Source organism: Nodosilinea nodulosa PCC 7104 (genome assembly GCF_000309385.1).
Classification (GTDB): Bacteria; Cyanobacteriota; Cyanobacteriia; order Phormidesmidales; family Phormidesmidaceae; genus Nodosilinea; species Nodosilinea nodulosa.
In genome coordinates, this window is the sequence record NZ_JH976538.1 from 237,136 (window position 1) to 247,326 (window position 10,191).

At 52.2% G+C, this 10,191-nt stretch carries 16 protein-coding genes and 1 pseudogene; 6 read left to right on the forward strand and 11 right to left on the reverse strand.

All coding sequences use genetic code 11. From position 1 onward, the window contains the following. Together LEPTO7104_RS36020 and LEPTO7104_RS0129285 are read right to left on the reverse strand one after the other, a co-directional pair. The coding region (locus tag LEPTO7104_RS36020; protein WP_040697948.1) for a transposase at positions 1 to 177 on the reverse strand (177 nt) is incomplete at its 3' end. A 55-nt stretch (positions 178 to 232) separates the two neighbouring features. Then, on the reverse strand, positions 233 to 1,348 hold the full coding sequence (locus LEPTO7104_RS0129285; RefSeq protein WP_040697952.1) for an NACHT domain-containing protein: 1,116 nt from the start codon (positions 1,346 to 1,348) through the stop codon (positions 233 to 235). A 293-nt stretch (positions 1,349 to 1,641) separates the two neighbouring features. Between LEPTO7104_RS0129285 and LEPTO7104_RS0129290 the strand changes: the two genes are divergently transcribed. The 3 genes from LEPTO7104_RS0129290 (at position 1,642) to LEPTO7104_RS0129300 (ending at position 2,553) form a co-directional block, all read left to right on the forward strand. After that, entirely contained in the window at positions 1,642 to 1,998 is a 357-nt protein-coding gene (locus tag LEPTO7104_RS0129290; RefSeq protein ID WP_017302140.1) for a hypothetical protein, read from the forward strand. Positions 1,999 to 2,077: 79 nt separating this feature from the next. Continuing rightward, a complete protein-coding gene (locus tag LEPTO7104_RS0129295; protein WP_017302141.1) occupies positions 2,078 to 2,305 on the forward strand; it encodes an NfeD family protein in 228 nt (75 codons plus the stop codon). A 14-nt stretch (positions 2,306 to 2,319) separates the two neighbouring features. Beyond that, on the forward strand, positions 2,320 to 2,553 hold the full coding sequence (locus LEPTO7104_RS0129300; RefSeq protein ID WP_017302142.1) for a hypothetical protein: 234 nt from the start codon (positions 2,320 to 2,322) through the stop codon (positions 2,551 to 2,553). Positions 2,554 to 2,697: 144 nt separating this feature from the next. On the opposite strand, the gene LEPTO7104_RS36025 is transcribed toward LEPTO7104_RS0129300, so the two are convergent. From LEPTO7104_RS36025 to LEPTO7104_RS0129315, 3 genes are all read right to left on the reverse strand, one after another. After that, positions 2,698 to 3,261 (reverse strand): hypothetical protein, encoded by a 564-nt coding sequence (locus LEPTO7104_RS36025; protein ID WP_155523983.1) that lies wholly within the window; start codon positions 3,259 to 3,261, stop codon positions 2,698 to 2,700. 120 nt (positions 3,262 to 3,381) lie between these two features. Next, positions 3,382 to 3,693: a hypothetical protein gene (locus LEPTO7104_RS0129310; protein ID WP_017302144.1), complete on the reverse strand. Its 312-nt coding sequence runs from the start codon at positions 3,691 to 3,693 to the stop codon at positions 3,382 to 3,384. Then, positions 3,690 to 4,052 (reverse strand): hypothetical protein, encoded by a 363-nt coding sequence (locus tag LEPTO7104_RS0129315; RefSeq protein ID WP_155523984.1) that lies wholly within the window; start codon positions 4,050 to 4,052, stop codon positions 3,690 to 3,692. Before LEPTO7104_RS0129315 ends, LEPTO7104_RS0129310 begins: the two co-directional genes overlap by 4 nt. 175 nt (positions 4,053 to 4,227) lie before the next feature. On the opposite strand from LEPTO7104_RS0129315, the gene LEPTO7104_RS40715 reads away from it, so the two are divergent. Next, a complete protein-coding gene (locus tag LEPTO7104_RS40715) occupies positions 4,228 to 4,389 on the forward strand; it encodes a hypothetical protein (protein WP_017302147.1) in 162 nt (53 codons plus the stop codon). Positions 4,390 to 4,454: 65 nt separating this feature from the next. On the opposite strand, the gene LEPTO7104_RS36030 is transcribed toward LEPTO7104_RS40715, so the two are convergent. The 3 genes from LEPTO7104_RS36030 to LEPTO7104_RS42610 all read right to left on the reverse strand — a co-directional run bounded on the left by LEPTO7104_RS36030 (position 4,455) and on the right by LEPTO7104_RS42610 (position 6,375). Further along, on the reverse strand, positions 4,455 to 4,631 hold the full coding sequence (locus tag LEPTO7104_RS36030; RefSeq protein ID WP_264308818.1) for a CU044_2847 family protein: 177 nt from the start codon (positions 4,629 to 4,631) through the stop codon (positions 4,455 to 4,457). A gap of 24 nt (positions 4,632 to 4,655) precedes the next feature. Continuing rightward, positions 4,656 to 6,011: an IS110 family RNA-guided transposase gene (locus LEPTO7104_RS0129335; RefSeq protein ID WP_040697955.1), complete on the reverse strand. Its 1,356-nt coding sequence runs from the start codon at positions 6,009 to 6,011 to the stop codon at positions 4,656 to 4,658. Between the two features lie 235 nt (positions 6,012 to 6,246). Continuing rightward, positions 6,247 to 6,375 (reverse strand): hypothetical protein, encoded by a 129-nt coding sequence (locus LEPTO7104_RS42610; RefSeq protein ID WP_017302150.1) that lies wholly within the window; start codon positions 6,373 to 6,375, stop codon positions 6,247 to 6,249. Between the two features lie 342 nt (positions 6,376 to 6,717). On the opposite strand from LEPTO7104_RS42610, the gene LEPTO7104_RS0129355 reads away from it, so the two are divergent. Then, positions 6,718 to 8,159, forward strand: a protein-coding gene (locus tag LEPTO7104_RS0129355; RefSeq protein ID WP_225887004.1) for an IS3 family transposase whose coding sequence is annotated in 2 segments (ribosomal slippage) — positions 6,718 to 7,096 and positions 7,096 to 8,159 — 1,443 coding nt in all. Because the reading frame shifts where the segments join, the coding sequence is not laid out codon by codon here. A 19-nt stretch (positions 8,160 to 8,178) separates the two neighbouring features. Here the strand turns inward: LEPTO7104_RS0129355 and LEPTO7104_RS0129360 are convergent. The 3 genes from LEPTO7104_RS0129360 to LEPTO7104_RS40735 all read right to left on the reverse strand — a co-directional run bounded on the left by LEPTO7104_RS0129360 (position 8,179) and on the right by LEPTO7104_RS40735 (position 10,116). Continuing rightward, positions 8,179 to 9,630 (reverse strand): HEAT repeat domain-containing protein, encoded by a 1,452-nt coding sequence (locus LEPTO7104_RS0129360; RefSeq protein ID WP_225887136.1) that lies wholly within the window; start codon positions 9,628 to 9,630, stop codon positions 8,179 to 8,181. 25 nt (positions 9,631 to 9,655) lie between these two features. After that, positions 9,656 to 9,835, reverse strand: a complete 180-nt coding sequence (locus tag LEPTO7104_RS36035; protein WP_155523987.1) for a hypothetical protein — start codon at positions 9,833 to 9,835, stop codon at positions 9,656 to 9,658. A gap of 74 nt (positions 9,836 to 9,909) precedes the next feature. After that, entirely contained in the window at positions 9,910 to 10,116 is a 207-nt protein-coding gene (locus LEPTO7104_RS40735) for a hypothetical protein (protein WP_155523988.1), read from the reverse strand. On the opposite strand from LEPTO7104_RS40735, the pseudogene LEPTO7104_RS40740 reads away from it, so the two are divergent. Then, a pseudogene (locus tag LEPTO7104_RS40740) lies at positions 10,084 to 10,191 on the forward strand (ribonuclease III); the annotation flags it as partial. The gene LEPTO7104_RS40735 and the pseudogene LEPTO7104_RS40740 overlap by 33 nt on opposite strands.

Here is a 10,191-nt window from a genome sequence, read left to right on the forward strand (position 1 = left end):
AAAGTCTCCCGGCAAGGCCCGCCAACGGCACCCTTCTACCAGGAGATACATCATGGCATTGAGCAGCTCCCACAGATCCACGCTGCGGGGTCGTCCGCCTGGTTTGGCCTCAGGCAGCAAGTCACTCAGCAGGTCGTATTGGGCACGGGTTAAATTGCTGGGGTAGTCTTTACTCATCGTCTCACTCCGGCATTGCTGACTTCTATCTGCAACTTACACGGAGTGAGCTTTTTTACCCACGGACCGACTTTTCAAACACCCTCTCAGGACTCAAATTGGCAATGTCAATGTAAGTAAACTTATCTAGAATGAATTCTGTCGTTTGAGTTCTACAGGTAATGACTAATCGATTTTTGTGGTAGTCCTGAGCAAGGATTTCTATATCCTTCTGAATTTTTCTCCTTGTCTTGATAGACACCTCATCTAGACCATCAAGCAAAAGTAAAAGCTTTCCCTCACTTAAAATGGATTCGGCCTCTTTCCTATCTTCGAGACCTAATTCTTTGTGGATTTGATCTTTGACATCGACTTTCTCAGTATTTTCTAGATGTTTTAGTTCGATCAATAAAGGAATCTTGCCTTCAAGAACTTCTCCTCGGCTGCACAAAACAGCAAGGAATCTTAGAAAAGTGCTTTTGCCTGACCCAGGCTTCCCTAACACCATCAGTCTAGGGTACTTCTTTGCCACATCGAGTCCCGGCAAGCGTTCTTTTCGAGAACCTATTCCTAGGCGGTCAAAAGAATTCTTAGGATCTTTCAGCTTTAGCAAATCTGGAATAGTAGCAAAAAAGTCAGACGTAAGACCTTCGAGAATGAACGTGTCGACATAAATCCGATCTATTTCAACTCTAAAGCGATTCAGCAATTGAATTTCATTATAAAGTTGTAAAATTTTAGAACAGCACTTTTCTTTTATTTCTTTAATTCTCTGATTATGCAAAAAGCTATTGGCTTCTAAGCTTGTGGTGGCAACGATTGTGGATTCGTGGACTTCTTTGGCAGGAATATAAGAGGCAGTAATCCTTCGGCTTTCCTCCAGATTCGAGATATGTTGTTCGCTTCCTGACTTAGCTTTAACAAGGGAGCTCAATTCGGGATAGCCATAGTCAGGTGCTTCTAGCTGAAGGCCAAACGCTTTGAATAGTGCATGGATATAAGGTTCATCACAAGGCCCTAGACTCTCGCGAATTTTTTTGATGGTCTTCCTGTTACAGCCAACGCGATCTTCCAGTTCCAGCTGGGTGAAGCGAGCGCCATATTTTTCCTGGTCTTGGGCAGATGCGATCGCAGCTTCCAGGCGTTGCTTACCGCGATCGGTCAAGACCACACCACGTTGACGACGGCTCATGGCGGCAGGCGGGTAGATGACGATTCAGCACAATTGGAAAGTTAAGGGAAAGTTCTCAGGGAATGCATCGATAATACGCGATCTTTCCCTGACCTGCCCAGCCGCTAGAGTGCTTGCCCCATAGGGGTTACCAGAAACGGTATCAGGTGCGGCCAAAATTTCTGCCAACTTTCTCCTAACCCACCCAAGTTTCCTGAGAGATTTCCGGCTTCTTTTGTTTACTGACCTCATGTTGAGTTCAGTACAACGTCATGCCAAAACCAATCGACCTAGGAATTGCTTGTTTAGCCCTAATGCCAGTCGGAGCCGCTCAGGTCTCTTCTGCGGCTCCCCAACTACCCATCGAAATCGCCCAGTCAACCGCGCCGCTCGTGGCCGATCTCTGTCCCCAAGTCACCTGGGCTGATGGCTTCCGCATCGGTGAAATGGTGCCCCTTGACCCCGCTCAGTCTCACCCGGCGGCGGTGATTACGGTGACTCCTCTGCGGTCGAGCTACGGCTTTGAGGGGGCGGTCATCACCGACTTAGCCGTAGGCACCCGAGTCACCGTTACCGGCGAAGTCTGGGATATGGGCTGCAACCAGTGGATGGCCGTTCCTGGCGATCAACAATCCGCCTTTATCCACGGCAATGCCCTGCTCAATCTCTAGCTCGTTTCGCCCCTGGGCAGTCGGTCTGACCAGGGGTTCCCCACCCGCTTCGTCCCTTTACCTTCGGAGGAAGGTTCCCATGACGCTTTCTACCCTGTCCTCATCCTCTGACCTGACCACCTTTCAAGGTCGAGGCATTGTCGAGCGCACCATTACCCCCTCAACCCCAGGGCGCGTCTGCTTTCAGGCTTCCTACTGGCCCGCCCGGTTTTTTCAGCCCGATGCTTCTAGCGACCTGCATCCCGGTGCCCCAGTCGAGGTGGTAGACCGTGACGGTCTGACGCTCTTGGTCAAGCCCCTACCCTAGCGGAGGCTAACCTCATGAAACAGCAAGAGCCGCGCAGGTGGATTTTAGAATTGACGTTCAAAGCTGTGAAATACTTCTTGCTGGCTCTGGCAGGCTGTGCGATCGCCTACATCGTGGCGCTTGTCTTGGAGTGTACGGTCATTACAGAGGTGATCGAGATCGCCGCAGAGCACTTGTTACCCCGTGCCCTTGTGTTGATGGGCTGCCTGGTTGCCACAGCGGTGATCACGGAGTCCGTCAGGTACTAGGGTGAGTACCCAAAGGATAAACACTCTTTCTCTTTACCCGGTTCTTAGCCTGTATTGGACTTCTCTGTTCAATGCGGTTATGGCAGCGAGATCGGCTATGGAAAAATCTAACCGCCTATGACGCAGGCGCGATACCCATAGATCTCAAGCAAACACCTCTTCAGGCCCCTCGGGAGTAAAGCAGGGGCTGGATGGAGCAGGATCAAACATAACGGTGTACTGAGCTGAGGGGCTCAGCCGCCGCATGGCTTTCAAATGGGCATCAGCATCATTGCGACGCCGAAACCGGGCCACGGTGCGCCGCTGCATGTGGGGGAGGAGTTGAACAACGCACCAGGGATGGAGCAGCTGGTTATAGGCCGTAGGAGAGTCCACATCGTAGGCAGCAGATGAAGAGTACTGCTGGCTCTCCAAAGAGTGAGTCTCCTGCTCACTGGCAGTATCCCTTAGGTAAGACTGCACGCTCTCCCCAGCACTGGCGGCGCTGGGCCTTAACGCTTGCTCAATCTTGCCCAACAGCTCAGAGGCCTCTCGATCAGGGGGATGCAGAGTCCATGCGTTGATGGGTGCAGGCTGGAAGGTTAGCCGGTAGACTTTACTGTTTCTACAGTGAACGAGCCAAACGGCCTGCCGAGGCAGCTTTTGCAGACGATACGAGCCTTGCCCTGGCGTTGCCAGCGCCGCCCGGATACGTTTGATATCAGCCATGATTCGGTGCCCTTGGCTCATGCGACTGTCCTCCCTGATGCGTTAATGCGGTGCAGTTGATGCCACCCTAGCCAGAGGAGATTTGCCAAAACAGAGCACGGTGATATTGACAATCTTGGATTAGGTGTGCTCGTCTTTGTCTTCGGTGTTGCAGAGGGCATGCCGCAGGTCGGCTGGAATCTGGTCAAAGTTGTCGAGCAAAAAATCCATCAGGGCTAGATGGCGCAGGTCAATTGGGGTGGGGCGGCGATAGCTGCGACCTTTGCGAAACCAGCCCCGCACCGTCGAGACCGAACGGGAGCAGATCGCGGCCATGTCTTCCTGGCTGACCTGCCACTTGGCGTAAAACCGCTGGGGCGTCATGCCCAGTTGGCAGTAGCTATACCGGTCAAGCAGATGCTGCTCGCGAGGAGAAAGGGGGCGAGGATTCATCGGGTAGCCTCCTCATCGAAAGGTTCGAGGTCGTCTTCCCATGCGATATCGGCTCTGACCCAGGCGGCACTGGGGGAAACAGGATCGAGCCAGACCAGGTAGCACCACTGCCAGCGGCGGCTGTGGGGGGCGTAGCTGTAGAACCGGCCAATGACTAAGCCCCAATCGGTCGCGTTGCCATGGGGAATCCAGCGGAGGCGATCGCCGTAGTGAAAGCGGGGCGCTTCGACCTGGGGGAATGCGGCGGGCAATTCCGTCGCTGGCGGGAGGTGCAGATGGCCAGGGTTGAGGGCATACCAGGAGGCTCGGTGGATGACCTGAAGCTGGTGCGATCGCTGGCGTGGGAAGGGCTGAACCATAGGAAGGGCAACTCCTGGGTGCTGGCGAAGATCAGCCTGGCCGCCAAACAAGGCTGAGGTGACTTGACCAGCGGATATGCTTATCCATATTAGCTTAATCTACCCTAATCTAGAGTAGATTACCCTTAGTCGCAACGCTTCACCTAGGCTTGCTCTAGAGCTAGATAGAGTGGCTATGACTACCCAGAAGCGACAGACCAGCATTTACCTGCCAGACCCCATGAGGGAAGCCATTCAGGCGATCGCAGACAGAGAGCAGCGATCGTTTACGTTTGTGGTTGAAATGCTTTTGAGGGAGGCCTTAGAAGCAAGGGAGGTCTCCGGTAAGAAGGGGTAGGCGGAACCCAGTCAGGGATGTCTAACCTCACCATCAAGCTTGCAGCAGTCGGGTTTTTGGCGGGTTCAGGACTCACCCTTGTCCGATCGTTCCCATTCGAGAGTGATTTCTAGGTTGGCTTTGCCAGAGCCTTTGACGATCACGGCGGTCAGTTGCCCAGACTCAATCGCCAGCTCCATGCCAAATTTTACGGTCGCTTTTTTGGGTCGGGCGTTTTGAATGGGGGTGGCGATCATTTGCACGACCCCTCTTTGGCGTAGCCTCTTCTAAGAAACTTCTTGCGAAGCAGCCACAGGGGTGAGCTGAAAGCCCAGTTGACTTGCCCGCTTCTCCAAGTTCTTGAGCACTCGCTGCTGGTACTGCTGCTCATAGTAGTCCACCCCTGGGTCTTCATAGCGCTCCCCGGTGACCCATAAACGGTAAAAGATCCGTGCTAGCTTGTGGGCCGTGGCAGTGATGGCCTTGGGTGCTCCGAGACGAGAACGGATACGTCGATAAAATGCTCCGAGGGCAGTATGGCTATTCGCTAGCGAATGGGCTGCGATGCGGAAGGCGGTCGCCGCTCGATTGTTCACCTTGCGAGTCTTCGAGCTCAGAACTTTACCGCCACTGATACGACTGCCAGGACATAGCCCGAGCCAGGAGACAAAATGCTTAACTGAGGGAAATCGGGTCGGGTCTAGGCCCACTTCTGAGAGAATCGTCTGCACACTGAGGGCTTCAAGACCGTCAATTTGGGTAAAATTAACCCCGCTAATGCGATAGAGATGTGCCCGTAAGTCAAAGGCAGGGGCACTGCGGCTCGGTTTACGTCCCTTGGGTCTAGGCGGCAACGGCTCATCCGATGCGGGTCGACTCTCGAATTGAGCCAGACACTGCTCGATCTGCTGGTCACATCGCTGAATCTGTTCTTGGTAAATGTCGTATAGCTGCACTTCTTGCTGCAGGACAAACAGATGTTCAGCGCGATAATCGCCGTGCAGTGCCGCTGCCATCTCAGCGACACTGCGCTTGGCTCGGGGGTCTTTTAAGGTCGCCAGCCGTTCAGGGTCTTGTTCTCCCGATAAAATTGCACGGATAATCCGCATCCCGGTGACCCCGGTGATGTCACTCACCACGCGGTTCAGTTGCAGATTCATCTCGACCAATGCCTTCTGCATTCGTTGAATATGGACACTGGCACTCTGAGTCAGGCGTTCTCGCTGTCGCACGTAACTCCGAAGCACGCAAACCTGGTCTTCCGGTCGAAATGACCCAGACAGTAAGCCATAGCTATGAAGCTGTTGTAACCACTGGCAGTCAAGGACATCGCTCTTCCGGCCTGGGACTGTTTTGACAGAGTGGGCGTTGACTAAGCGCACCTCAAAGCCCTGCGTCTCAAGAATCTGGAAGACTGGGATCCAATAGACCCCAGTCGATTCCATCGCCACGGTCGTGACCCCGCATGCTTTGAGCCAAGCCGCCATGGCATATAAGTCAGCCGTAAAGCAACCGAACTTACGCACTGATGGGGAAGTTGTCCCCGCTCCTACACTGACCCAATGGGTCTCACTGCCGATATCGATGCCTGCCGCATGAGGATGAATTGGGTGAATTGTCTGGCTATCAAGTAAATCTGCCATCAGAACCTCTCAATGCGATGAAGGTGCTCTGACCTGGGGCGGTAACAAAAAACTCTTCTAAACGGGATAAGACCAGAGGTCCTTCACCACTGCTATCACCATGGCTCCCAGAACTATGCTCCGACTCAGGCACTCAGGCACTAGTGGGGCTGCAGTCTTAACTGTCAGAACACAGCAGCACCTTAGCAGGACTAAACAAGTTTCTTCCGTCATTCACGCAGCACTTTGCGCTGAGTTAGTTGCTCCAGCGGAGAATCGCATCGGCGACGAGCTGAAACTGCTTGGGGTCAAAGCTGACGTCTTCTCGCCCAGCCTGGGTGCCTTCGAATTTGATGGTTGCGCCGTTGGGTCGTTGTACGGGCACTGTGTTGCTACGAGAGTCTGAGAAGCTCATTGGTCTTTTTAGGGGTGTGGTCGGCTTATTATCCTGTGGCTGGGGTGTTTTGCCTCAATTCAAGCGCAGTTTCGCGGATGCCTGCGGCAATCTCCTGAAAGGCTTCGTCTTGGTTTGGCCAGGTGGTGACGGGTTGGTGGTTTTTGGGTAGCAGGGGGAGCTGGCTGAATAGAGCACCCTGCCAGTCTACGGGGCGCAGCAATATGGGGATGACGCGGGCCTGTCCGGACCCCACTGTGACAACAATAGATGAGACAGCTTAGCCAGTCCCAATTAGAGTAGAAGGAACGGTTATCCCGCATGTCAGACTCTATGCAATCGCAGCTCTTGAATCCTGAAAACAATGGGAAAGCCGCCCGTCTAGATCCCGAAGTTCTAGAAAAACCTGTCCGCCGTCAATTCACCGCCGCTTATAAGCTCGAGATGGTACAAGCTGCAGATCGGTGCACTGAGCTGGGTCAAATCGGGGCCTTACTGCGACGAGAAGGGCTGTACTCATCGCAGTTGAGTACCTGGCGCAACCAGCGACAACAGGGGCAACTGCAAGCGCTGGCCGATAATAAGCGGGGCTGCAAAGCCACAATTCCGCATCCGGTTCAACAAGAGCTGGCGCAATTGCGCCGAGAGAATCAACAGCTGCGCCACAAAATGCAGCAGGCCGAACTGATCATCGATATCCAAAAAAAAGCTTCGCAGTTAATGGGGATCTCTCTGAGTCCTATCCATTGCGACGAGCCCGACTGAACCGTGCTGCTGAGACCCTGGCGCTCGACGTGGGCGTTGCCCCGGCTTGCCTGGCGTTAGGCGTCAGTCGAGCCACCCTGTATCGTCAGCGTAGCCCGTCCACGCCGTCTGCCCCTAAGGTTCGACCTAAACCGCAGCGCTCCCTGTCTGTGGCAGAACAGCAGCAGGTGTTAGCCTGGCTCAATTCAGAACGATTTATGGATTGTTCGGTGGCTGAGGTCTACGCCACGCTCTTGGATGAAGGCATCTACCTCTGTTCGATACGGACCATGTATCGACTGTTGGCCGCTGATGGCGAGACCCAAGACCGGCGTCAGCAACGCCAGCATCCCACGTATACCAAGCCAGAACTGTTGGCCACCGCGCCCAATCAACTCTGGTCTTGGGACATCACAAAGCTCCGTAGCCACCAAAAATGGACGTACTTTCAGCTCTATGTGATTCTCGATGTCTTCAGTCGCTATGTCGTCGGCTGGATGGTGGCGCATCGCGAATCGGGCGCGTTGGCCGAGCGCTTGATTCGACTCACCTGTCAGAAGCAGGCCATTGAGCCGGGGCAGTTGACGCTCCATGCTGACCGGGGTACGTCAATGACCTCGAAGACGGTCGCGTTCCTGCTCTCTGATCTGGGCGTGACCAAGAGCCATAGCCGTCCCCAGGTGTCCAATGACAATCCGTTTTCGGAGGCGCAATTCAAAACCTTGAAATATCAGCCCACGTTTCCCACACAGTTTGGCTGTATCGAAGATGCCAGGGCCTTTTGCCAACACTTCTTTGCCTGGTATAACCAAGTCCATCATCATGGGGGCATTGGTCTATTGACCCCTGAGGTGATGCATTCAGGCCAAGCTGACGTCGTCACTCAGCAACGACAAGCCGTTTTAAACACGGCTTATCTCGCCCATCCTGAGCGCTTTGTCCATCATCCGCCCACTCCACCCGTGGTGCCCAATGCCGTTTGGATCAATCCACCGATAGCAGCTCCTAACAGCCAGGCGGTTCCACACTAATTTGTTTTTAGTTTCTGTCTCATTTTTGTTGACACATTCCGGACTGGTGCCGCTCCATGGCGCGCTGGATTTCGAGGTGGTAGCAGGTGTCGTCGGCGAGGGAGTGGGCGCTGATCAACAGCAGAATGATGTCGGCGGTGTTGATCTGCCGGTGGATAGTTTGGGTGCGATCGCCGCCGGGGAGAATTTGGTGACTGCTCCAACTAGTGATGACGCCCTGGCGTTCAAGCAGGATGAGGTGGTTGGCTAATTGGATTTGTAAGACTTCGTCAGCGGCAGCGTAGGAAACGTAAAGGGAGATAGTGTTGCCTTGGGGGATGATGTCTTTAAAGATTTCGTAGTTGTAAAACTGGCAGTGGTTTTGGATGGCAGTAAGAGCACGAAATGCATCTTGACCAGAAGAGGTTGGTATTAAAGTAAGAAGATCTGACAAGGCATAGGCTGCAAGATCACCTTTTATATTTTGCAACGCTGGCCCAGCCTTTACATGGCCATATTGAAGAGCTACCAGTAACCAATCGATAGCTGCTTTATTATTCATTTGCCCTAAAGCTTCTGCCGCCTCTCTACGAATATCAGGGCCTTCACCATAGAGAGCTTCGAGCAGCTTGTTTTCCATCTCATTATCCATTTGGCCTGATGATTCTATTACCCTTAAAAGGAGATCATGATTATCACCTTGAAACGCCTTAAACAACTCAGAAATAAATTTTTCTCTATTCAGATCTTTCAATGACCATGCTGCAATAAATTTGAGATAAGGGTCTTCATTCTTATCCCTGAGAGCTGCAATTAATCTAGGGATAGCCATATCATTGCTTAAATTGGCTAGTTCCAACATTGCTGCTTGGCGAACTTCCTTATCCTTATCCTCATTTTCACAAGCATTGATTAATGCGAACAGAACTATTTCAGATTTTAGTTGCGACAATGCTCTTACCAAATCAACTTGTTGATGTGTATAAAGTTTATTTTCACCTGAATTAAGTACATTTATCAAAACATGAATACCCTCTTCATTGCCAAGTTTAGCTAATGACTTTGCCGCTTCAAATCGTACATCAGTGTCTTCATGACTAAGAGTAGTAGTCAGCACAGAAAGGGCTCTTTCATTACCTAAATTTTCTAGTGCTCTAATAGCTGCAAAATGATTCGATCTCTCCTGGTGACTAAGAGCCTGAGTCAGTTCACTAATTCCTTCGTCAGAACCAAGTTTAGCTAATGCCTTTGCCGCTTCAAATCGTACATCAGCGTCTTTGTTATTAAGTGCCTTATTAGTTAAGGTGAAAATAGCTGATTCACTACCTAACTCTCCTAACGCATCTACTGAAGCTGTACGAACATCAGCATTCTCGTTGGCAAGGGCATTGATTAATTCAGGAATAGCATCATCATTGCTAATTTTGGCTAATGCTAATGATGTGATAAGGCGAACATAGAAACTTTCATCATTAAGAGCTTCTTTTAGAATAGGAGTTGCTGCGTCATTACCAGGGCTATTTCATTCTAAAAATGGTCTTGAGGGTATCTAGGCCAAATTTGCAGAGTCGTTCAGCCTGAGCCATATTGGAGAACTCGTTGGAGCGATAGAGATTGAGCGCGAAGTTACGCGCGACGGCAAAGATTTGCGGCAACTGATGCATGCGGATGCGCGAAGCATCTTCGCCTTGGGTCACATCCCGAACGTGGTGCACTTTGTTTTCGACGCCCCAATAGCCCCGAATGCGCTGAGCAAAGGATTCCGCTGATTCTAAAACGACGCGATATAATAGCGAGTCTCGGTTTCTCGGCGGGGCTGTCCGCCGTAGTTGAATTGGCGCTCACTCTCGACGAACACCACCGTTGTTCCGGGGGATACTTTCCGTTGTAACGCCCTCGTCACTCGCTTTAGTAGGGGTGGGAAAATGGACTCGCTCAGGCGCTGGCGCTTACCCACAGCAGCTACGCCAACGAGCATCCTGGCGATGGCCCTGACTACGAGCGGCTGGAGTTCTTGGGCGATAGCATTCTAGAGTTTGTAGTGCGCGATCTG